23 protein-coding genes are annotated in these 22,418 nt (G+C 59.1%); 12 read left to right on the top strand and 11 right to left on the bottom strand.

The features are described 5' to 3' along the window. Positions 1-73 precede the first annotated feature (73 nt). Together KPHS_33350 and KPHS_33340 are read left to right on the top strand one after the other, a co-directional pair. On the top strand, positions 74-1,813 hold the full coding sequence (locus KPHS_33350) for a long-chain-fatty-acid--CoA ligase (protein YP_005227635.1): 1,740 nt from the start codon (positions 74-76) through the stop codon (positions 1,811-1,813). A gap of 81 nt (positions 1,814-1,894) precedes the next feature. Next, positions 1,895-3,010 carry a ribonuclease D gene (locus KPHS_33340; protein YP_005227634.1) on the top strand — a complete coding sequence of 372 codons (1,116 nt, stop codon included), beginning with the start codon at positions 1,895-1,897 and terminating at the stop codon, positions 3,008-3,010. A 77-nt stretch (positions 3,011-3,087) separates the two neighbouring features. Here KPHS_33340 and KPHS_33330 read toward each other — a convergent pair whose 3' ends face one another. From KPHS_33330 to KPHS_33310, 3 genes are read right to left on the bottom strand one after another with little or no spacing between them, the layout of a single operon-like run. Then, a complete protein-coding gene (locus KPHS_33330; RefSeq protein ID YP_005227633.1) occupies positions 3,088-3,357 on the bottom strand; it encodes a cell division topological specificity factor MinE in 270 nt (89 codons plus the stop codon). Between the two features lie 3 nt (positions 3,358-3,360). After that, complete coding sequence (locus KPHS_33320; protein ID YP_005227632.1) at positions 3,361-4,173, bottom strand: cell division inhibitor MinD; 813 nt, start codon at positions 4,171-4,173, stop codon at positions 3,361-3,363. A 23-nt stretch (positions 4,174-4,196) separates the two neighbouring features. Further along, positions 4,197-4,895, bottom strand: coding sequence for a septum site-determining protein MinC (locus KPHS_33310; protein ID YP_005227631.1), 699 nt, complete (start codon positions 4,893-4,895; stop codon positions 4,197-4,199). Here KPHS_33310 and KPHS_33300 point away from each other — a divergent pair. From KPHS_33300 to KPHS_33270, 4 genes are all read left to right on the top strand, one after another. After that, complete coding sequence (locus tag KPHS_33300; RefSeq protein YP_005227630.1) at positions 4,855-4,971, top strand: hypothetical protein; 117 nt, start codon at positions 4,855-4,857, stop codon at positions 4,969-4,971. The genes KPHS_33310 and KPHS_33300 overlap by 41 nt on opposite strands. A 143-nt stretch (positions 4,972-5,114) precedes the next feature. Continuing rightward, positions 5,115-5,303: a YcgL domain-containing protein gene (locus KPHS_33290; RefSeq protein YP_005227629.1), complete on the top strand. Its 189-nt coding sequence runs from the start codon at positions 5,115-5,117 to the stop codon at positions 5,301-5,303. A gap of 16 nt (positions 5,304-5,319) precedes the next feature. Next, positions 5,320-5,979: a fumarylacetoacetate hydrolase family protein gene (locus tag KPHS_33280; RefSeq protein YP_005227628.1), complete on the top strand. Its 660-nt coding sequence runs from the start codon at positions 5,320-5,322 to the stop codon at positions 5,977-5,979. A gap of 94 nt (positions 5,980-6,073) precedes the next feature. After that, the gene (locus tag KPHS_33270) at positions 6,074-6,520 is read left to right on the top strand and encodes a YcgN family cysteine cluster protein (protein YP_005227627.1); all 447 of its coding nucleotides are present in this window, start codon (positions 6,074-6,076) and stop codon (positions 6,518-6,520) included. A gap of 6 nt (positions 6,521-6,526) precedes the next feature. On the opposite strand, the gene KPHS_33260 is transcribed toward KPHS_33270, so the two are convergent. The 3 genes from KPHS_33260 to KPHS_33240 all read right to left on the bottom strand — a co-directional run bounded on the left by KPHS_33260 (position 6,527) and on the right by KPHS_33240 (position 9,231). Next, entirely contained in the window at positions 6,527-6,871 is a 345-nt protein-coding gene (locus KPHS_33260) for a DUF1971 domain-containing protein (RefSeq protein YP_005227626.1), read from the bottom strand. A gap of 150 nt (positions 6,872-7,021) precedes the next feature. After that, on the bottom strand, positions 7,022-7,552 hold the full coding sequence (locus KPHS_33250) for a disulfide bond formation protein B (RefSeq protein YP_005227625.1): 531 nt from the start codon (positions 7,550-7,552) through the stop codon (positions 7,022-7,024). A 128-nt stretch (positions 7,553-7,680) separates the two neighbouring features. Then, positions 7,681-9,231 (bottom strand): sodium/proton antiporter, encoded by a 1,551-nt coding sequence (locus KPHS_33240; protein ID YP_005227624.1) that lies wholly within the window; start codon positions 9,229-9,231, stop codon positions 7,681-7,683. A 247-nt stretch (positions 9,232-9,478) separates the two neighbouring features. Between KPHS_33240 and KPHS_33230 the strand changes: the two genes are divergently transcribed. Beyond that, the gene (locus KPHS_33230) at positions 9,479-10,198 is read left to right on the top strand and encodes a fatty acid metabolism regulator (protein YP_005227623.1); all 720 of its coding nucleotides are present in this window, start codon (positions 9,479-9,481) and stop codon (positions 10,196-10,198) included. A 73-nt stretch (positions 10,199-10,271) separates the two neighbouring features. On the opposite strand, the gene KPHS_33220 is transcribed toward KPHS_33230, so the two are convergent. After that, positions 10,272-11,804, bottom strand: a complete 1,533-nt coding sequence (locus KPHS_33220; protein ID YP_005227622.1) for a SpoVR family protein — start codon at positions 11,802-11,804, stop codon at positions 10,272-10,274. 76 nt (positions 11,805-11,880) lie between these two features. On the opposite strand from KPHS_33220, the gene KPHS_33210 reads away from it, so the two are divergent. The 3 genes from KPHS_33210 to KPHS_33190 all read left to right on the top strand — a co-directional run bounded on the left by KPHS_33210 (position 11,881) and on the right by KPHS_33190 (position 14,504). Beyond that, positions 11,881-12,027, top strand: a complete 147-nt coding sequence (locus KPHS_33210; protein ID YP_005227621.1) for a hypothetical protein — start codon at positions 11,881-11,883, stop codon at positions 12,025-12,027. A gap of 173 nt (positions 12,028-12,200) precedes the next feature. Then, entirely contained in the window at positions 12,201-13,424 is a 1,224-nt protein-coding gene (locus KPHS_33200) for a D-amino acid dehydrogenase small subunit (protein YP_005227620.1), read from the top strand. Positions 13,425-13,433: 9 nt separating this feature from the next. Continuing rightward, complete coding sequence (locus KPHS_33190) at positions 13,434-14,504, top strand: alanine racemase (RefSeq protein YP_005227619.1); 1,071 nt, start codon at positions 13,434-13,436, stop codon at positions 14,502-14,504. Positions 14,505-14,520: 16 nt separating this feature from the next. Here KPHS_33190 and KPHS_33180 read toward each other — a convergent pair whose 3' ends face one another. Together KPHS_33180 and KPHS_33170 are read right to left on the bottom strand one after the other, a co-directional pair. Next, positions 14,521-16,254: a potassium/proton antiporter gene (locus tag KPHS_33180; protein ID YP_005227618.1), complete on the bottom strand. Its 1,734-nt coding sequence runs from the start codon at positions 16,252-16,254 to the stop codon at positions 14,521-14,523. 92 nt (positions 16,255-16,346) lie between these two features. Continuing rightward, a complete protein-coding gene (locus KPHS_33170; RefSeq protein ID YP_005227617.1) occupies positions 16,347-16,727 on the bottom strand; it encodes a muramoyltetrapeptide carboxypeptidase in 381 nt (126 codons plus the stop codon). 100 nt (positions 16,728-16,827) lie between these two features. Between KPHS_33170 and KPHS_33160 the strand changes: the two genes are divergently transcribed. Both KPHS_33160 and KPHS_33150 read left to right on the top strand, forming a co-directional pair. Next, complete coding sequence (locus tag KPHS_33160; protein YP_005227616.1) at positions 16,828-17,280, top strand: hypothetical protein; 453 nt, start codon at positions 16,828-16,830, stop codon at positions 17,278-17,280. A 157-nt stretch (positions 17,281-17,437) separates the two neighbouring features. Further along, positions 17,438-18,049 (top strand): membrane-bound lytic murein transglycosylase E, encoded by a 612-nt coding sequence (locus tag KPHS_33150; RefSeq protein YP_005227615.1) that lies wholly within the window; start codon positions 17,438-17,440, stop codon positions 18,047-18,049. Positions 18,050-18,090: 41 nt separating this feature from the next. On the opposite strand, the gene KPHS_33140 is transcribed toward KPHS_33150, so the two are convergent. Then, entirely contained in the window at positions 18,091-20,211 is a 2,121-nt protein-coding gene (locus KPHS_33140) for a TonB-dependent siderophore receptor (protein YP_005227614.1), read from the bottom strand. Between the two features lie 250 nt (positions 20,212-20,461). Further along, positions 20,462-22,207, bottom strand: a complete 1,746-nt coding sequence (locus tag KPHS_33130) for a periplasmic trehalase (RefSeq protein ID YP_005227613.1) — start codon at positions 22,205-22,207, stop codon at positions 20,462-20,464. Between the last annotated feature and the right edge of the window lie 211 nt (positions 22,208-22,418).

Below are 22,418 nucleotides of genomic sequence, written 5' to 3'. Positions count from 1 at the left end.
AGTGACGCGCTTCGCAACCTGCTCATTGCCTAATTAATAAACTGGTACGCTGAGTTAATATAATGTTAACAAAATGTATTATCCAGGGGCTGTGATGACGACGAATAACTATTTCAGAGGTGATGCAGTGAAAAAGGTTTGGCTAAACCGTTATCCCGCAGATGTTCCGGCGGAGATAAATCCTGACCGCTATCAATCCCTGGTTGAACTGTTTGAACATGCCACCACCCGTTACGCCGACCAACCGGCGTTTATCAATATGGGTGAAGTGATGACCTACCGTAAGCTGGAGGAGCGTAGTCGCGCCTTCGCCGCTTATCTTCAGGAGGGGTTGGGGTTACAGAAGGGCGATCGCGTGGCCCTGATGATGCCTAACCTGCTGCAGTATCCGGTGGCTCTGTTTGGCATCCTGCGCGCCGGGATGATCGTGGTTAACGTCAACCCCTTATATACCCCGCGCGAACTGGAGCATCAGCTCAACGACAGCGGCGCGGCGGCGATCGTCATAGTCTCCAACTTTGCCCATACCCTGGAAAAAGTGGTGGCGAAAACTCAGGTCCAGCATGTGATCCTGACGCGCATGGGCGACCAGCTTTCCACCGCCAAAGGCACGCTGGTGAACTTTGTGGTCAAGTACATTAAGCGCCTGGTGCCGAAGTACCACCTGCCGGACGCCATCTCGTTTCGCAGCGCGTTGCAGCACGGCTATCGCATGCAGTACGTCAAGCCGGAGATCGTTGCGGAAGATCTGGCGTTTCTGCAGTACACCGGGGGCACCACCGGCGTGGCCAAAGGTGCGATGCTCACCCACCGCAATATGCTGGCTAACCTCGAGCAGGTCAATGCCACCTACGGCCCGCTGCTGCATCGCGGCAAAGAGTTCGTGGTGACCGCGCTGCCGCTGTATCACATTTTCGCCCTGACCATGAACTGCCTGCTGTTTATCGAACTGGGCGGGCAAAATTTGCTGATCACCAACCCACGCGATATCCCCGGGCTGGTGAAGGAGCTGGCGAAGTATCCTTTTACCGCCATGACCGGGGTCAATACCCTGTTCAACGCCTTGCTGAACAACAAAGAGTTCCAGCAGCTTGATTTCTCCTCGCTGCATTTGTCCGCTGGCGGTGGGATGCCGGTGCAGCAGGCGGTGGCCGAGCGCTGGGTAAAACTGACCGGGCAATATCTGCTGGAGGGCTACGGCCTGACAGAGTGTTCCCCGCTGGTCAGCGTTAACCCGCACGATATTGACTACCACAGCGGCAGCATTGGCCTGCCGGTGCCTTCCACCGAAGCCAAACTGGTGGATGATGATGATAACGAAGTGGCGCCGGGTCAGCCGGGCGAGCTCTGTATTAAAGGGCCGCAGGTGATGCTGGGCTACTGGCAGCGCCCTGACGCGACGGATGAGATTATCAAAGACGGCTGGCTGCACACCGGGGATATCGCGGTGATGGATGAAGAGGGGTTCCTGCGCATCGTCGATCGCAAAAAAGATATGATCCTGGTGTCGGGTTTTAACGTCTATCCGAACGAAATCGAAGATGTGGTCATGCAGCATAGCGGGGTGCTGGAAGTGGCGGCCATCGGCGTGCCGTCCGGCAGCAGCGGCGAAGCGGTGAAGATTTTCGTAGTCAAGAAAGATGCTGCGTTAACCGAAGAGGCGCTGATTACGTTCTGCCGTCGCCATTTGACCGGATACAAGGTGCCGAAGCTGGTGGAATTCCGTGACGAACTGCCGAAATCCAACGTCGGGAAAATTTTGCGGCGAGAACTGCGTGACGAAGCGCGCGCTAAAGTGGACAATAAAGGCTAAGTAACGAATGAGTCGCCTGACGCCGGCTACGCCGGCGTTTTTTATGGGCGCAAGTTAAGAGAGTATGCTTTGAACTATCAGATGATCACCACCGACGATGGCCTGCGCGCTGTCTGCGAAGCGGCAAGCACGGCCTCCGCCGTCGCTCTGGATACGGAATTTGTCCGCACCCGCACCTATTACCCGCAGCTGGGCCTGCTGCAGCTGTTCGACGGCCAGCAGGTCTCTCTGATCGATCCCTTGACGATTAACGACTGGGCGCCGATGCGCGACCTGCTGCTCAACCAGGATGTGACTAAATACCTGCATGCCGGCAGCGAAGATTTAGAAGTCTTCCTTAATGCATTTAACCTGATGCCGCAGCCGCTGATTGACACCCAGATTCTGGCGGCCTTCTGCGGCCGCCCAATGTCCTGGGGCTTCGCCTCGATGGTGGAAGAGTATTCCGGGGTAGCGCTGGATAAAAGCGAATCCCGCACCGACTGGCTGGCGCGCCCGCTGACTGAGCGTCAGTGTGAATATGCCGCGGCCGACGTCTGGTATCTGCTGCCGATCGCCAGCCAGTTAATGGCGGAGACCGATCGCGCTGGCTGGCTGCCGGCGGCGCTCGACGAGTGCCGCGTGATGCAGCAGCGTCGTCAGGAGGTGGTCGACCCGGCCGAGGCCTGGCGCGATATCGGCAACGCCTGGCAGCTGCGTACCCGCCAGCTGGGTTGTCTGCAGCTGTTGGCGGAGTGGCGCCTGCGCAAAGCGCGCGAGCGCGACCTGGCGGTAAACTTTGTGGTGCGGGAAGAGCATCTGTGGAGCGTGGCGCGCTATATGCCCACCAGCCTGGGCGAGCTTGACAGCCTCGGGTTGTCCGGTAGCGAAATTCGCTTCCACGGCAAAACGCTGATTAGCCTGGTCGAAAAAGCGCAGGCGCTGCCGGAGTCGGCCCTGCCGGCGCCGCTGCAGAACCTGATCGACATGCCGGGCTACCGCAAAGCCTTTAAAGATATTAAAGCGCTGGTGCAGGAAGTGAGCACGGAGAAGGGCGTAAGCGCGGAGCTGCTGGCGTCGCGTCGGCAGATCAACCAGCTGCTGAACTGGCACTGGCAGCTGAAAACGCAAGCCGGTGAACCTGAGCTGATTTCCGGTTGGCGCGGGGAGCTGATGGCCGAGCGGCTGAAGAGGCTGTTAAACGACTATCCGCGCTAGTTCGCGGCCAGGTTCAGACCATTAAAAAACCGGCGGCGCGTGGCGTAGCCGGTTTTTTTTCGCGATAGCGCGACAGGTCAGGATTTCGACTCTTCCGTTTCGGGTAGGGTCACGTTCAGCTCAAGAATGGATATATCCCCGTCCCGCTGCTCCAGCTGCACGCTGACCATCTCCGGGTCGATCTGTACGTATTTACAGATCACTTCCAGGATATCTTTGCGTAACTGCGGCAGGTAATGCGGCTCCGCGTCTCCGCGGCGGCGCTCGGCGACGATGATTTGCAGGCGTTCTTTCGCAATATTAGCCGTGTTCTTTTTTCGCGAGAGAAAAAAGTCGAGTAAAGCCATAATTTATCCTCCGAACAGGCGTTTGAGGAATCCTTTCTTCTCTTCTTCAATGAAGCGGAAAGGGCGTTCTTCTCCGAGCAGACGTTCAACGGTATCGGCATAGGCTTTGCCTGCGTCCGAGGCGGCATCTAGGATCACCGGCTCACCCTGGTTGGATGCGCGCAGGACTGACTGGTCTTCCGGGATCACGCCTACCAGGTTGATGCGCAGGATTTCCAGCACGTCTTCCATGCTCAGCATATCGCCTTTATTAACGCGGCCTGGATTGTAGCGGGTCAGCAGCAGATGCTCTTTGATTGGCTCTTCGCCATTTTCCGCGCGGCGGGATTTAGAGGCGAGAATGCCAAGGATACGGTCGGAGTCGCGAACGGAGGAGACTTCCGGGTTAGTGGTGATGATGGCTTCATCAGCAAAGTAAAGCGCCATCAGCGCACCGGTTTCAATGCCTGCCGGGGAATCACAGACGATGAAATCGAATTCCATTTTCTTCAGTTCTTCGAGAACCTTGTCGACGCCTTCGCGGGTCAGAGCGTCTTTATCCCGGGTCTGGGAAGCCGGGAGAATGTAGAGATTTTCCGTGCGCTTATCTTTAATCAGCGCTTGGTTCAGTGTGGCATCGCCCTGAATGACGTTGACGAAATCATAAACGACGCGACGTTCGCAGCCCATAATCAGGTCGAGGTTACGCAGGCCGATGTCGAAGTCGATAACGACGGTTTTCTTTCCCTTCTGGGCCAAACCTGTAGCGATGGCCGCGCTGGAGGTGGTCTTGCCAACGCCCCCTTTACCCGAAGTCACAACAATAATGCGTGCCATAGAAATTCCTTGTTAAAAAGGGATTAATTTAACGGTTGAATTGCCAAAGCGCTTTCACCTAAACGCAGGCGCGCCGCTTTGCCATAAAATTCGGCCGGGATGTTATCGCTCAGCCAATATTCCCCGGCGATGGAGACCAGCTCCGCCGCAAGGTGGGTACAAAATATCTGGGCGTCTCTGTCGCCACCGGCGCCTGCCAGCGCGCGTCCTCGCATCATGCCATATACATGGATATTTCCGTCAGCGATAAGTTCCGCACCGGCACTCACATGATTTGTAACAATAAGATCACAGTGTGGCGCATAAATGCGCTGACCGGAACGTACCGGCTGATCAATCAAACGCGTTTTTGTGATCTGACTAGCAACTGGCGGCGGCGGGGTGGGGTCGGACGGTGCCGGACGAGAGGCTTTTTCTTTCCCTTCGGTTAATAACGGGATGCCGGCGCGGTCGATTTCGGTTTTCAGGCGCGGAATTTTGCATCCGCTAACGCCCATAATACGTAAACCGGTCGCGGCGATAGCCTCGTTGATGGCGCGCCATTCTACCTCCTCCTCGATGCTGGCGATATTCACCACCACCGGAGCATGACGTAAAAAGGCGGGAGCCTGGGCGATTTTGTCTTCTAACGCCTGACGAATAACCTCGGGATTTGCATCGTGCAAATGAACGACAGATAACGTGAAGCTACTGCCTTTAAGTTCGATTGGCGTATTTGACATCCTGGCCTTACTCAATTTGCTGTTTATCAACCGCCGAAGTGCGGTGATATTCCGAAGACTAAAAGGCATGTTATAGTCACTCATATATTGAGGCAAGTGACCACGGGTCTAATTCCGAGTAAAACTATGTTTTGTGTGATCTATCGAAGTACTAAACGTGAACAAACCTATTTATACGTCGAAAAAAAGGACGATTTCTCGCGCGTTCCTGACGAGCTAATGCGCAGCTTTGGCACGCCGCAAATGGCGATGCTGCTGCCGCTGGATGGGCGCAAAAAACTGGTTAACGCCGATCTGGAAAAAGTGAAACAGGCGTTAAGCGAACAGGGCTATTACCTGCAACTGCCTCCGCCGTCTGAAAATCTACTAAAGAAACACCTGGCGGAACAGGGGAAACAATCCGATTAACCCACGAGGGAAAATAATGTACCAACATCATAACTGGCAGGGTGCGCTTCTGGATTATCCAGTAAGCAAAGTAGTGTGCGTCGGCAGTAATTATGCGAAACACATCAAGGAAATGGGCAGTGCGACGCCGGAAGAGCCGGTGCTGTTTATTAAACCTGAGACTGCGCTGTGCGATCTTCGTCAGCCGTTGGTGCTTCCTGAGGGGCTGGGCTCGGTGCATCACGAAGTCGAGCTGGCGGTGCTTATCGGCAGCACGCTGCGTCAGGCGACGGAAGAGCATGTGCTGAAAGGGATTGCCGGCTATGGCGTCGCGCTGGATCTCACGCTGCGCGACCTGCAGGCGAAAATGAAAAAAGCGGGACAACCCTGGGAGAAGGCCAAAGGCTTCGATAACGCCTGTCCGATCTCCGGCTTTATCCCGGCCGCTGAGTTCCACGGCGACCCGCAGAATACGTCGTTAAGTCTGAAGATTAATGGCGAAGTGCGCCAGCAGGGCACCACTGCCGACATGATCCATAGGATTGTGCCGCTGATCGCCTATATGTCGCGCTTCTTTACCCTCAAAGCCGGGGATGTGATCCTCACCGGCACCCCGGAAGGCGTGGGGCCGCTGCACAGCGGTGACGAGCTGGAGGTCGGCTTCAACGGCCTGGCGCTCACTACCCGCGTGCTGTAAGCGCTATTTGCCGCCTTTTGGGGCGGCAAAACTTGCATCGGCGTGCCAGACTGGTTATAAGGTGCACCCTTAACTGGCAACGACGGACACTCCGATGAGCGAACAACCTTTCTGGCAACAAAAAACACTGGATGACATGAGCGACGCGGAGTGGGAATCGCTGTGTGACGGCTGCGGCCAGTGCTGCCTGCACAAGCTGATGGATGAAGACACTGACGAGATCTACTTCACCAACGTCGCCTGTCGTCAGCTCAATATCAAAACCTGCCAGTGTCGTAACTACGCGCGTCGCTTTGAGTATGAGCCGGACTGCATCAAGCTTACCCGCGAAAATCTGCCGACCTTCGAATGGCTGCCGCCGACCTGTGCCTATCGCCTGCTGGCGGAAGGCAAGCCTCTGCCGGCCTGGCACCCGCTGCTGACTGGCTCAAAAGCGGCGATGCACGGCGAACGCATCTCCGTTCGCCATATTGCGGTGCCTGAGTCCACGGTGGTCGACTGGCAGGACCATATCCTTAATCTGCCTGACAGGGCGCGCTAAGCGCCGTCACGCTTTCTTCGCGTGGAACAGCCCGTTTTCACCGTCGGTTTCTTCCGCCACCCAGAAGTGAATATTGAAGCGGGCGTCGTCACTGAGTTCGACGCGGTGCCAGTACTGCGGCGGACTGGTAGCAAACTGCCCGGCATGAATCACGACTTTTTTCTCCGGCTCCGTCGCTTGTTCATTGGCAAAACCGTAATAGGTGACCGTGCCCTCCATGACGCACAGCTGGCCGAAGACGCCAGCCGCGGTGTTGTGGTGGCTCAGCAGGGCGGCAGGGACATTCTCTTTGGTAAAGAATGGGGTGGAGCGTTTAACTTTCCAGTCTGCGGGGATCAGTAAAGATGACATGTGAGCTCCTGTGGGGTTTTAAAAGATGTATTTAATATGCACCTTTTGGCAGCTGTGGTCAACCATAGACATGAAACGATTCAGTGATGCGCAGGAGGCATAAAAAAACGCCCCGCAGGGCGTTTCATTGTGGGCTGTACTCGCCGCGGCTTAACGACCAAACAGATCGCGTTTTTTCGCTTTGAAAGGCTGAGCAACGATCACCAGAATAGCGACCAGCAGATAGGCGGCGAAAATCCCCACCAGCCATTGCGGCATCTCCAGCGACAGGAACTGCCACTGACGTACTGAACAGTCTCCGGACGCAACGAAAACCTGCGGCAGCCATTTATCCAGCGGCAGCCAGGTTGGGAAGCGGGCGGCGAAATCGCAGGTCTGGAACGGTGAAGGGTGCAGCTGGATCATCGTATGCTCCCACGCCAGCTGTAGTCCGCGTATCGCGCTGTACAACCAGATTGCCATGGCGACATAGCGCAGCGGCGTTTTGGGGGCGATAGCGCCCACCAGTCCCGCGCCCATGATGCCGAACAGCGCGCAGCGTTCGTAAATACACATGACACACGGCTGCAGCAGCATCACGTGCTGGAACCACAGCGCGACAAGTTCGAGAATAAAAGCGGTCAACGCCATCAGGAGCCAGGCACCGCGTCCTCTTGAGCACTGGTTTAAATATTGCAACATAATCATTTCCCTGGAAGATGCTAAATCATGGCAGTGTAAACGAAAACCGAACCGACGCCAGAGGCGCGGCGGAAAATATTCCGTAACGGGTTATTGATGCGCCCGGGCGAACCCGGGCAAAAACTGACTCAGGGCAGGGTGGGCGTCACCAGCCAGCCGTGCGCCAGCAGCCAGTCGGTGACTGGCATCAGGGTGAACTCGACGCATAACAGGCCGACCAGCGTCAGTACGATGGTGTAGGGCAGCGCCATCCACACCATACGGCCATAGGAGAGCCTAATAAGCGGTGCCAGGGCGGAAGTCAGCAGGAAGAGAAACGCCGCCTGGCCGTTCGGGGTGGCCACCGAGGGCAGGTTGGTGCCGGTGTTGATCGCTACCGCCAGCATCTCAAACTGGGGCAGGCTGATGGCGCCATGTTCGAGCGCCGCTTTCGCTTCGTTGATGTAGACCGTGCCGACAAACACGTTATCCGAAATGGACGACAGCAGGCCGTTGAACAGATAAAACAGCGACAGCTGCGCGTGCGGCGAGGCCTGCAGGACAAACTCGATCACCGGCGTGAACAGCTGCTGATCGATGATAACCGCGACGATGGAGAAGAAGACCGTCAGCAGCGCGGTAAAGGGCAGCGCCTCGGTGAACGCCTTGCCAATGGCGTGCTCATCGGTAACGCCGGTAAAGGTGGTGGCGAGGATGATCACCGACAGGCCAATCAGGCCGACCTCAGCCAGGTGAAAAGCCAGGGCCACGATCAGCCAAACGCCAATGAGCGCCTGGGCAATCAGCCGCAGTCGCTCCTGACGGCTGCGCTGGGCGCGGCTGCGATCGTCAAACTCCTGCAGCACCTTGCGCACCGTCGGCGGTAGCGGTTCGCCGTAGCCAAACAGGCGATACTTTTCGACCAGCAGACAGGTTAACAGACCGCAGACCATCACCGGCAGGGTCACGGGCGCCATGCGAAGAAAGAACTCGCCAAAATGCCAGCCCGCGGCTTTGGCGATAATCAGGTTTTGCGGCTCGCCGACCATGGTCATGACGCCGCCGAGCGCGGTCCCGACGCCGGCGTGCATCATCAGGCTGCGCAGAAAGCCGCGGAACTGCTCCAGCACCTCACGGTAGTGCTGCTCGATATGGCTGTCATCGAGCAGGTCGCTATCGTCCGGGCGCGCCGAGGCGACGCGGTGATAGATGCCGTAGAACCCGACGGCGACGCTGATCACTACCGCCACCACCGTCAGCGCATCGAGAAAGGCCGAGAGGAAGGCTGCCGCCAGGCAGAAGGCCAGCGATAGCAGCATTTTGCTACGGATCCCCAGCAGCAGGCGCGTAAACACGAACAGCAAAAGCTGTTTCATAAAGTAGATACCCGCCACCATGAACATCAGCAGGAGCAGCACCTCCAGATTGCCGGCGATCTCTTCCCGGACGTGCGCCGGGCTGGTCATGCCGATCAGCAGCGCCTCGATAGCCAGCAGACCCCCCGGCAGCAGCGGATAGCACTTCAGCGCCATGGCGAGGGTAAAGATAAACTCAACCACCAGCAGCCAGCCGGCGACAAACGGCGCCACGGCGAACACCAGCGGATTTACGATTAAGAAAATGATTAATGCCAGCTTGTACCAGTCCGGCGACTGGCCAAGAAAATTGCGCCACAGCGCGCGGCCATAAGAAATTTCCACGACAGAATCCTTCCCCGTCAATGAGTGCATGGTTTTGTGCATAACGATTGGCAAGAGTACCAGTTGAGCAAAATGAGAAGCAACTTTCTTCGCGCCGCGCTGGCGGTTTGTCAAGATAAGGAAAAGCGCAAAGTAAAGCGGAAAATGAAACGGCGATCCCTTTTTAATTCACTTGCCATGCTATCTGCGCTATAGCGGCTCTGGTATGATGAGTGCAATTGTAACGCTGTGTAATGGAAATCTTACTATGGTCATTAAGGCGCAGAGCCCTGCGGGTTTCGCGGAAGAGTACATCATTGAGAGTATCTGGAATAACCGCTTCCCTCCCGGATCGATTCTCCCCGCTGAACGCGAGCTTTCTGAGCTGATCGGTGTCACCCGCACAACCCTGCGCGAAGTATTGCAGCGTCTGGCCCGTGACGGCTGGCTGACCATTCAGCATGGTAAGCCCACTAAAGTGAATAACTTTTGGGAAACCTCCGGCCTGAATATCCTCGAAACGCTGGCGCGCCTCGATCACGACAGCGTGCCGCAGCTGATTGATAATCTGCTCTCCGTGCGCACCAACATTTCCACGATTTTTATCCGCACCGCGTTTCGCCAGCATCCGGATAAAGCGCTGGCGGTCCTGGACAGCGCCCGGGAGGTGGAGGATCACGCCGACGCCTTCGCCGAGCTTGATTATAATATTTTCCGTGGTCTGGCGTTCGCCTCCGGCAACCCGATCTACGGTCTGATCCTCAACGGCATGAAGGGGTTGTATACCCGCATCGGCCGCCACTATTTCTCCAGCCCGGAAGCGCGCAGCCTGGCGCTCGGTTTCTATCATCAGCTGGCGAAAGTGTGTGAGGCTGGCCTGCATGACCAGGTTTACGAGCTGGTTCGTCGCTACGGCCATGACAGCGGCGAAATCTGGCACCGGATGCAGAAATCGCTGCCCGGTGATTTAGCCATGAATATGCGTTAAGCAGGCTTTTCGCGATCGATAAACAGAACAAGGGGGCCAATGGCCCCCTTGTTATTTTACTCGCCCCGCAATGTTATAGCGCGTTCGGCCGCGCCGGGCAGCGGTCCAACAGCTCAATGCTGCCGTCGGCGTTCTGCTGCTCCAGCAGCACATCGAACCCCCACAGACGATGCACATGCTTCAGCACTTCGCGCCGGCCTTTGTCCAGCGGGACGCGGTTGTGCGGCACATAGCGCAAGGTCAGCGATCGGTCGCCGCGCAGGTCAACGTTCCACACCTGGATGTTCGGCTCAAGATTGCTGAGGTTATACTGCGCGGAGAGCTTATTGCGGATCTCGCGATAACCCTCTTCGTTGTGAATCGCCGAGATCTCCAGATAATTGTTGTGATCGTCGTCGAGCACGGTAAAGAAGCGGAAATCGCGCATGATCTTCGGCGACAGGAACTGACTGATAAAGCTTTCATCCTTAAAGTCGCGCATGGCGAAATGCAGCGTTTCCAGCCAGTCAGAACCGGCGATATCGGGGAACCAGTACTTATCCTCTTCCGTGGGCGACTGACAGATGCGCTTGATGTCCTGGAACATGGCGAAGCCCAGCGCGTAGGGGTTAATCCCGCTGTACCACGGACTGTTGTACGGCGGCTGGAACACTACGTTGGTATGGCTGTGGAGAAACTCCAGCATAAAGCGCTCAGTCACTTTCCCTTCATCGTAGAGATGGTTGAGGATGGTGTAGTGCCAGAAGGTGGCCCACCCCTCGTTCATCACCTGGGTCTGTTTCTGCGGGTAGAAATACTGGCTGACTTTACGCACGATGCGCAGGATCTCGCGCTGCCACGGTTCGAGCAGCGGGGCGTTCTTCTCCATAAAGTACAGCAGGTTCTCCTGCGGTTCGGAAGGGTAGCGACGAGCGGATTCAATCGCTTTTTCCTCTTCGCGCTTCGGCAGGGTGCGCCACAGCATATTCACCTGGCTTTGCAGATACTCTTCCCGGCTTTTCTGCCGCGCTTTCTCCTCCTGCAGAGAGATTTTTTGCGGACGTTTATAGCGGTCGACGCCGTAGTTCATCAGCGCGTGGCAGGAGTCGAGCAGTTTCTCTACTTCGTCGACGCCATAGCGCTCTTCGCACTCGGTGATGTACTTACGGGCAAAGATCAGATAGTCGATGATCGAGCTGGCGTCGGTCCAGCTGCGAAACAGATAGTTATTTTTAAAAAACGAGTTATGCCCGTAGCAGGCATGGGCCATCACCAGCGCCTGCATGGTGATGGTGTTTTCCTCCATCAGGTAGGCGATACAGGGGTTGGAGTTGATGACTATCTCATACGCCAGACCCTGCTGACCGTGCTTATAGGCCTGCTCGGTCTCAATAAATTTTTTGCCAAACGACCAGTGCGGATAGTTGATGGGCATGCCGACGCTGGAGTAGGCGTCCATCATCTGCTCGGAAGTAATGACTTCGATCTGGTGCGGGTAGGTGTCAAGACGATAGAGCTTGGCGACCCGGTCCACTTCGGCCAGGTAGGTTTCCAGTAACTCGAACGTCCAGTCGGGTCCATCGCTTAAACGGGTGGTGTCCCTGTTCATGGAGTCAATCGTAGCCATTAGCGCGCCCTCGTTGTTGTTGGTTTTCTCTGAACGGAAAACCTCTAAACAAGCATAGAACACGGTGCAGCAAACTGTGCTGTACGCCAATCGCTTTTCTTCGCGATTTCCCCATCTCAAAGCCGTTTTTTTGCCTTGTTTGCAGAATTTAATGCTGGGTAAAAATAAAGCGCAGCATGAGATCGTAAATCTCACAGCGCAGGGCTGGTGCGGTTTGCTGTGAGTTAAGTCACCATAAATAAAGCGTATGTTGAATAATATTTTCAACTGAGTTATCAATTTGTAATTAGATGATTGTTCTTTAACTGTTACGGAGTCGCTATGCGTGTCGTCATACTGGGAAGTGGGGTGGTTGGGGTAGCCAGCGCGTGGTATTTGAGTCAGGCGGGTCATGACGTGACGGTCATCGACCGTCAGCCCGGTCCGGCAGAGGAGACCAGCGCGGCCAACGCCGGGCAGATTTCTCCCGGCTATGCGGCGCCCTGGGCGGCGCCGGGGGTGCCGCTGAAGGCGATCAAATGGATGTTTCAGCGCCATGCGCCGCTGGCGATCGGTCTTGACGGCACCTCGTTCCAGTTGAAGTGGATGTGGCAGATGCTGCGCAACTGCGACACCCGCCACTATATGGAGAACAAAGGCCGTATGGTGCGCCTGGCGGAGTACAGCCGCGACTGCCTAAAGGCGCTGCGCGACACCACCGGCATTCAGTATGAAGGGCGCCAGGGCGGGACGCTGCAGCTGTTCCGTACCGCCAAACAGTATGAAAATGCCACCCGCGACATCGCGGTGCTGGAGGACGCCGGCGTGCCGTATCAGCTGCTGGAAGCGAAGCGGTTGGCGGAGGTGGAGCCGGCGCTGGCGGAGGTCAGCCACAAACTGACCGGCGGCCTGCGTCTGCCAAATGATGAAACCGGCGACTGCCAGCTGTTTACCACCCGTTTGGCGGCAATGGCGGAACAGGCCGGCGTGACCTTCCGCTTCAACACCGCAGTGGATGCGCTGCTGCACGAGGGCGATCGCATTGCCGGGGTGAAATGCGGCGATGAGATTATCAAGGGCGACGCCTATGTGATGGCCTTCGGCTCCTACTCGACGGCGATGCTTAAAGGGCTGGTGGATATACCGGTCTACCCGCTGAAAGGCTACTCATTAACTATTCCGATCGCTCAGGAGGACGGCGCGCCGGTTTCAACTATCCTTGATGAGACTTACAAAATCGCCATCACCCGCTTCGATCAGCGCATTCGGGTCGGCGGCATGGCGGAGATCGTCGGTTTTAACAAAGCGCTGCTGCAGCCGCGTCGCGAAACCCTGGAGATGGTGGTGCGCGATCTGTTCCCGCGCGGCGGCCACGTGGAGCAGGCGACGTTCTGGACGGGCCTGCGGCCGATGACGCCGGACGGCACGCCGGTGGTCGGCCGCACAGCGTATAAAAATCTGTGGCTCAACACCGGCCACGGCACGCTTGGCTGGACCATGGCCTGCGGCTCCGGGCAGCTTATCAGCGATCTGATCTCCGGCCGCACGCCGGCGATCCCTTACGACGATCTGGCGGTTGCCCGCTACAGCCCCGGTTTTACCCCGGCGCGCCCGCAGCACCTGCACGGCGCACACAACTAAGGAGCTTGCATGACCCGTCCGGTAGTGGCCAGCATCGACCTGCTGGCCTTGCGGCAGAATTTACAGATAGTGCGTCGCGCGGCCCCCGGGTCGCGCCTGTGGGCGGTGGTCAAGGCCAACGCCTACGGCCACGGCGTGGCGCGCGTATGGAGTGCGTTAAGCGCGGCGGATGGTTTCGCCTTGCTCAACCTGGAAGAGGCGATCCTGCTGCGCGAGCAGGGCTGGAAAGGCCCGATCCTGCTGCTGGAGGGCTTCTTCCATGCCGATGAGCTGGCGGTGCTGGATCAATATCGTTTAACCACCAGCGTCCACAGCAACTGGCAGATTAAGGCCCTGCAGCAGGCGAAGCTGCGCGCGCCGCTGGATATCTATCTCAAGGTGAACAGCGGCATGAACCGGCTGGGCTTTATGCCTGAGCGGGTCCACACCGTCTGGCAGCAGCTGCGGGCGATAAGCAACGTCGGCGAGATGACGCTGATGTCGCACTTCGCGGAGGCGGAGAACCCGCAGGGAATTGTCGAGCCGATGCGCCGTATCGAACAGGCGGCGGAGGGGCTGGATTGCCCGCGCTCGCTGGCCAACTCGGCGGCGACCCTCTGGCATCCGGAAGCGCATTTTGACTGGGTTCGTCCAGGCATCGTGCTGTATGGCGCGTCGCCTTCCGGGCAGTGGCAGGACATCGCCAACACCGGGCTGAAGCCGGTCATGACGCTGCGCAGCGAGATCATCGGCGTGCAGAACCTGCGTCCCGGCGAGGCGATTGGCTATGGCGGCCTGTACCGCACCACCCAGGAGCAGCGGATCGGCATCGTCGCCTGCGGCTATGCCGACGGCTATCCGCGGGTGGCGCCGAGCGGCACGCCGGTGCTGGTGGATGGCGTACGCACCACTACCGTTGGACGCGTATCGATGGATATGCTGGCGGTCGATTTAACGCCTTGTCCGCAGGCCGGGATCGGCGCGCCGGTCGAGCTGTGGGGCAAAGAGATTAAAATCGACGACGTGGCGGCCAGCAGCGGCACCGTCGGCTATGAGCTGATGTGCGCCCTGGCGCCGCGGGTGCCAGTTGTGACCCTGTAACCTATTCCGGGGCGGATCACTCCGCCTCGTCTTCCGCGACCCGCACCCCAACCTTCAGCACGTGATCGTTCTCTTTTTCAGCTACCGTCCACACCATCCCGGCGAACTCCACCTGGTCGCCCACCACCGGCGCGGCGCCCAGCAGCTGCTGCACCACTTCCCCGAGCGACTGCTGATGCTCGCGGAACTCCTCACCGCCGTCGAGACCGTAGATTTGCGCCACATCGGCGAAGCGGGCCTCAGCATCAAGAATGAAGTCGCCGAAAAAGCGCTGATCGAGCGCCACCGGCGGCGACTGGCTGAACATTTTGCCCAGCGCCGGCAGGTCGTGCTCCCGACCAATAACGCACAGGATATCGCCTTCCCGCAGGCGGGTGCTGCCGGTGGGGTGCAGCAGGACATTGTTGCGAAACAGCGCGGCAATCCGCGTCTCCGGTGGCATGTGCAAGTCGCGCAGCGCCGCGCCGATGCACCACTTATCGGCCCCCAGCTGGTAGACAAACTGCTCCCACGGGTTTTCCGGGTGAATATCCAGCCCGACGCGGGAGATGGGCCAGCTGATGGGCGGCACCACCACTTTGGCTTTTTTCGCCGCCCACGACAGCGAAGTGCCCTGCAGCAGCAGCGACACCAGCACCACGAAGAAGGCGACATTGAAGAACAGGCGGGCGTTGTCCAGGCCGGCCATCATCGGGAACACCGCGAGAATAATGGGCACCGCGCCGCGCAGGCCAACCCAGCTGATAAACACCCGTTCGCGCAGGTTAAAGCCGCGAAACGGCAGCAGGCCGGCAAACACCGACAGGGGCCGGGCAATGAATATCATCCACATCGACAGCAGCAGCGCCGGGATAGCGATCGGCAGCAGGTCGGAGGGCGTCACCAGCAGGCCCAGCACCAGGAACATGGCGATCTGCGCCAGCCACGCCAGGCCGTCGAAGTTCTGCAGGATGCCGTGCCGGTTGCGGATCGGCCGGTTGCCCAGCAGAAAGCCGCAGAGATAGACGGCGAGGATACCACTGCCGTCGAGGGAGGTGGTGACGGCAAAAATCATGATCCCGCCGCTCAGCGCCAGCAGCGGATAGAGGCCGGCGGGCAGCACGATGCGGTTAATCATCTGCAGCAGCAGGTAGCCGCCGCCGAGGCCGATGGCGATCCCGAGGCCGAACTGCTGAATGATATGCACGGCGAACATCCAGCTGAGGCCGGTTTGGTGCTGCTGGATCATTTCGATCAGGGTGATGGTCAGGAAGACCGCCATCGGGTCGTTACTGCCTGACTCTATCTCCAGCGTCGAGCCGACGCGCTCGTTGAGCCCCTTGCCGCCGAGCAGCGAGAAGACCGCCGCGGCGTCGGTGGAGCCGACAATGGCGCCGATCAGCAGGCCTTCGATCAGATCCAGCTTGAACAACCAGGCCGCCATCATCCCGGTCAGCGCCGAGGTGATCAGCACCCCAACCGTCGCCAGCGATAGCGCGGGCCACAGCGCGACGCGAAAGGAGCTGGCCTGGGTGCGCATCCCGCCATCCAGCAGGATCACCGCCAGCGCCAGGTTACTCACCATATAGGCGAAGGGGTAGTTGTCGAAGGGGATGCCGCCGATGCCGTCAATGCCTGCCAGCATCCCGATGGCCAGAAATATGACCAGAATCGGGATGCCAAGGCGCGAAGAAAAGGAGCTCAATAAGATACTGCAGGTTACTAAAACAGAACCCAGAATAAACAGACTAATGACCGCAGCGGCGTCCAATGTTCACGTACTCCCTGACTGGCGTGAAAAAATGGCTAAAAGTGACACTATTTTAACAATTCGCAGGGGATCCGCCTATGCGTTCGGGAAATTTATTCTGTCAGCACCGGATGGCCGCCGATCGTCAGGGTGGTGGCCGTCGCCTGATTCACCAGGCGCGCGCGGGCGCCCAGCGGCAGGGTCACCGTGCGCTGCTCGTGGCCAAACTCCAGTCCGCTAATCAGCGGCAGGGGGAGCTGCTGGCGCAGATAATCAAAGACCTGCGGCAAATCGTATCCCGCGTCATAGTCGTTCGGCGCGCTGCCGGTGAAGCTGCCGAAGATCACCGCTTTCTGCGCCGCCAGCACGCCGCTGTGCAACAGCTGAAGCAGCATGCGCTCGACGCGGAACGGGTGCTCGTTGATATCCTCCACCACCAGGATGCCGTCGCGGATCGCCGGCAGCCACGGCGTGCCGATAAGCGAGGTCAGCATCGCCAGATTTCCCCCCCCACAGGGTGCCTTCCACCCGGCAGTTCGGCCCTTCGCCCGGCCATTCGAGGGTGAATTCCGGCTGGCGTAGCGCCTGCCAGAAATGGTGCTCGGTAAACGGGTCGAGTGTCTCCGCGCCGAAGTTGCCGGCGAGCATTGGCCCGCTGAAGGTGATGACGTTGCCCATGGCCAGCAGGCCCGACTGGATAGCGGTGAAATCGCTGTGGCCGCAAATCAGCAGCGGGTCGCGCTGCTGGCGGGCAACCAGTCCCTGCCAGTCGATATGCGGCAGCAGGCGACTGGCGCCGTAGCCGCCGCGCACGGCGAGGACGATCCGGTTGCGGCCGGGCAACTGGGCCAGCTGGTTAATATCGGCCAGCCGTTCATGTTCAGTCCCGGCGAAACGCTGCTGCCGGCGGGGAATGACCTGCTGGTGGGCCACCTCGTGTCCGGCCTGCTGCAGACGCTCGACGCCGCGGGCTGCCGCCTGCTGGTTGATGCAATACCCGGATGGCGCGACCAGATAAAACTGAGACATGATAATTCCTTGCTATGAATGAAAGGGTTATGATGCCGCCTGGAATGGCGATTGTCATCTCCAGGTGGCTAACTTCAGTCCGCACCCGTCATCCTTCAGGTTGTCGGCAGGCGGGAGACGTACCGCGGCCGTCGTTCTGTAGCATGATGGCGTTTGGGTAGATAAGGATAGATGTGTGAAATTGAGATGGTTGCTTATTTTAGTCGTTTTTCTGGCCGGTTGTAGTTCGAAACATGATTACACTAACCCGCCGTGGAACCCCGAGGTCCCGGTGAAGCGGGCGATGCAGTGGATGCCGATCAGTGAAAAAGCCGGCGCCGCCTGGGGCGTGGATCCGCAGCTGATCACGGCGATCATCGCCATCGAGTCGGGCGGTAATCCTGCGGTGGTGAGTAAATCCGGCGCCGTCGGGCTGATGCAGCTCAAGCCGTCGACCTCCGGACGCGATGTCTATCGGCGGATGGGGTGGCGCGGCGAGCCGTCGGTCAGTGAGCTGAAAAACCCGGAACGTAATATCTCGATGGGGGCCGCCTATCTGAGCATTCTGGAGAACGGTCCGCTGGCGGGGATCAAAGACCCGCAGGTGATGCGCTATGCGGTGGTGGTCTCCTATGCCAACGGCGCTGGCGCGCTGCTGCGTACCTTCTCCTCGAACCGCCAGGACGCCATCGAGGAGATTAACGATCTCGACGCCGATGAGTTCTTCGAACATGTGGTGAAAAAACACCCGGCACCGCAGGCGCCGCGCTATATCTGGAAACTACAGAAAGCGCTGGACGCCATGTAATCCCTCGTTTGGCCTCCGGTAGTCTCCCGGAGGCCACGTCCTCAGAAATCGTAGCCCACGGTGGCTATAACGCTGCGCTCTGCTCCCCAGTAACAGTTGCCGGTGCCATAGCAGCCGGAAATATACTCGCGGTCGCCGATATTGTTGGCGTTAACCTGCACATATGCGCCTTTCAGCGTTGGCGACCAAACGCCGAGGTCGGCCCGCATCATGGCGTCCATCAGCGTGACCGACGGCAGCCGCGCGGTGTTGGCATCATCCGCCCACTGTTTACCGATGTAGCGGACGCCGGCGCCAACGGAGATCCCCGCCGGGAACTGATAGCGCGCCCAGAAGGAGGCCATCTGATCCGGGGTCAGCTGCGGCGTGTTATTGTCGGTCCCATCTTGGGTGTCCTGGAAACGCAGACGATTCCAGGTATACGAGGCGATAGTACTCAGCTGCGGGGTGATCTGGTGGTGCGCTTCCAGCTCAACGCCCTGGGAATGGACCTTACCCGCCGGAATATAGGTGGCGGTGGCGATGTTCGGGTCGCGAGTGGCGACATCCTTTTGCGTCAGGTCGTAAATCGCGATGCTATAGAGATCGCTGCTGCCCGGCGGCTGGAACTTCAGGCCGGCTTCAACCTGTTCGGCGGTGGTCGGTTTCAACGGTTTGCCGTCCGCGCCCGGCAGCATCGCCGGAGTGATCGCCTGGCTGTAGCTCAGGTAGGGCGACAGACCGTTGTCCAGGGCGTACAACAGCGAGGCGCGGCCGCTGATATGGTCGTCTGAACGGCGGTTTGAGGTCCCCTGGGTATCGCTGACCTGCTGGGAAACGATGCGGTCGTAGCGGGCGGAAACATCCACATGCCAGCGGTTCCAGACCATCTCATCCTGCAGATACAGCCCGGTCTGGTAATAGCGGCGATTATTGTCGTCGCTGTAGGTAACGGTATGTCCGGTCTGCGCGGTATAGCCGCTAAACGGGTTAAGGGGCGCCGCGCCGCCGGCGCCGGTCCACAGGTCGTTACGGAAGCGATGATATTCGGCGCCGAGGATCAGGGTGTGCGCCAGGTCGCCTGTATTGAAATCGGCGCGCAGGCGGTTATCGGTTGACCAGCCGTCCAGCGAACCGCGCGAACCGCTGTAGCCGCGGGCCAGCATGTCGCTGTCATCTATCCAGCCGACCTGGTAGACCTGATCGAGGGAGACGTTGGTATGGGTGTAGCTCCCGGCGGAATAGACCGACCAGACGTCGGTGAACTGGTGGTCAAACTCATAGCTGTAGATCTGCTGGCGGCGCTGATAGCCATCTCCCGGATCGCCTTCGTTGGTGCTGGGGGAGAGCTTACGGCCATTGTGCGCGTAGCGGGTGCCGTCCAGCGGCAAAGAGCCGTGGTAGCCGCCGGAAGGATCTTTTTGCAGATAGGCGCGCAGCAGCAGCGAGGTGTCGCTGTCCGGCTGCCACAGCAGGGAAGGCGAAATCGCGTAGCGCTCTTCGCGGGTATGGTCATACTGCGTATCGCTGCTGCGGGTCATCCCGATCAGCCGCCATGCCCACTGGTCATTGATGGCGTCGGTGTAATCGAAGGCCGCGCCTTTGGTATTTTGCGTGCCGCCGGTCAGGCGGATGTGGCCCTGCTGACTGAACTGCGGACGTTTGGAAGTCAGGTTGACCACGCCGCCCGGCACGCTCTGCCCGTAGAGCGCGGAGGAGGGGCCGCGGATCACATCCACGCGTTCGATAAACCACGGGTCGATTTGCAGTACGTTATGGCTGCCGCCGTCGCTCATCAGGCGCATGCCGTCGAGGAACAGGTTATCGACGTCGCCGCCGTGGTAGCCGCGCAGGGAGATGGCGTCGAACCGGGTGGCGCCGCCGCCGAAGCTGGAGTAGACCCCCGGGGTATATTCCAGCGCCTGGCTGATGGTATTCGCCCCCTGATCCGCCATCTGCTGGCGGGTGACCACCGACACCGACTGGGCGGTAGTGATTAACGGCTGGTCGGTTTTCGTCGCCCCGAGCGAGGTGCTGGCGCTGTAGCCCTCCGTCGGCGCGCTGGCGGACGCCGGCGGGGTGGCAGTGACCACCACCGTCTCTTCGGCTTGCGCGGTGAAGGGGAGTGTGACCGCAAGGGCATACAGCAGCCCCGGGCGTTTTCGAGAAATAGCCACGTTCATAAGATCATCCTGAACCAACGCGGTCTGGTACTCCTGTACGCCGCCGCGTGAAAAACGAATCTGTCATTATTCGTTAAAAAGTAATGCGAATTATTATTGTTTGTATTTGTGCGATCAAGCGAAAAGGTGACCTGTTCAACGCGAGGGGGTGGGGAAGTGTTTCCCGCGAGCCGCAGAATGGGTCTGCACGGGACGGTAGTACCAGGGAGACCGCTTCCCCCTACCGATTTTGGTAGGGGGCGGCAAAGCGTCAGGAGCCGGTCTTTTGCGGTTCCGCAGGGGCGGGGTCGTTAGCCGCGGGCGCCGCAACAGGTTTGTCCTGCGGTGAAGGGGTTGTCGCCGGACGGGTAGCGGGCAGCGCATCGCAGGGTTTCTCCTGCGGGCAGATCAGATCCAACATCTTCAGGGTGACGCCGTTGGTCCAGCCAAAGCCGTCCTGCAGCGGATATTCCCCGCCGCCGCCGCCGGTGCCGGTCGAACTCACGTCATACTTCTCCACCAGCTTTTGCTTACTGTCATAGGTATGCTGCACGTTGGTCAGGAAGCGCCAGGTGACCTCCATGGCGATCTTCTGCTGACCATAGTTTTGCAGCCCCTCGACCGCCACCCACTGCAGCGGCGCCCAGCCGTTGGGAGCGTCCCACTGCTGGCCGCTGTTGACGGTGGTGGTGGTCAGCCCGCCGGGTTTAAGCAGGCGCGACTCGGCGGCGGCGGCCACTTTCGTCGCCCGCTCGCGTGACGCGGCATTGACGTACAGCGGGAACAGCGCCGCCGCTGTCAGTTGATTGCGCACCTTGTGGGTTTTCAGATCGTAGTCGGCGTACCATCCCTCTTTATCATTCCACAGGTATTTCTCGATGGCCTGCTGGCGGGCGTTAGCCAGCGCATCGTACTGCGTAGCGCCAGCGCTGTCCCCGGATGCCTTGCTGGCGCGGGCGAGGGTTTTCTCCAGATGGAACATCAGGGCATTGAGATCGACCGGGACAATCGAGGTGGTGCGAATGGTGGCGAGCTGCTGCGGATTGTCCATCCAGCGGGAGCTGAAATCCCAGCCGGAGGCAGCGGCGGAGCGCAGATCGCGATAGATCTCGGTTGCCGGACGATTCGGGTTGCTTTTGGCGGTTTTGACGTCGTCAAGCCAGGACTCGGGACGCGGGGTGTCGTTATCGTCCCAGTAGCGGTTGAGCAGCGCGCCGTCCGCCATCCGCACCGCCCGTTTGTCGGCGCTGCCGGGAGCCAGCGCGTCCGCTCCGGCCATCCAGTAGCGATACTCTTTCTCCAGCTGCGGCTGGTAGGTTTTCAGCACCTGGTCGCCATCGTGCGTCGCCAGCAGGCTCACCATAAAGGAGAAGAAGGGGGGCTGCGAACGGCTGAGATAATAGGTGCGGTTGCCGTTGGGGATATGGCCCCAGGCGTCAATTTCCGCGGCGAAGTTGGCGACCATATCCTCGACTTTATCCCAGTGACCGCTTTCGGCAAGACCCAGCATGGTGAAATAGCTGTCCCAGTAATAGACTTCGCGGAAACGTCCTCCGGGCACCACGTAGGGCTTAGGCAGCGGCAGCAGCGAGTCCCATTTTTCCACCTCGACGGTGCTGCGGGTCAGGACCGGCCACAGGCCATCGATATGTTGACGCAGAGTTTGCCCTTTGGGCGGCACATAGGTGTCGTTCTCTTTCGGCAGCGTGAAGTTCAGTTCGACGAAGTGGCGCAGGTCGAAGCTGGCCTGGTTTTTTTGCATCCGGTAATCGGCAAGGATCATCAGCGGATCGCTGTTAGGGATAGCGTCGGCGAAGGTTTTCTGATCGGCAAACAGCTTCGCGCTCTGGACATCATTGAACAGCGGGCCCAGCAGAATATCCGGCGAGGGGGGCGGCGCGGTTTTGCCGTCTTCCGCCTGAGCGTTCAGGCTCATCAGGGCGATCAGAGCGCCGCCGATCGCCAGGCGCAGGGAACAGGGCAAAGCAGCGGGACGACGTGCATCAGTACTCGTCATGGGGAGTTCTCCTTATCATTATCGACTGCGGGCCACGACGTTTGGCCATCCAAAAACCTTAGACGAATATCTGCCGCTGCGCGTGTCAGGGGTAACATTTTGCGCGAAAACAGAGGATTTACCTGCCAGGTCTCCTGAGACCGCCGCGGGCTGGGCCGCCTGGCTGAGGGCGCTGGCGTCCACGATGGCGCAAAAAACGTCGCCCTGCCTC

The sequence above is a fragment of the Klebsiella pneumoniae subsp. pneumoniae HS11286 genome (genome assembly GCF_000240185.1).
GTDB classification, from domain to species: domain Bacteria; phylum Pseudomonadota; class Gammaproteobacteria; order Enterobacterales; family Enterobacteriaceae; genus Klebsiella; species Klebsiella pneumoniae.
Note: the sequence above shows the minus strand (reverse complement) of the source record. Positions and strands in the feature narration are given on the sequence as shown.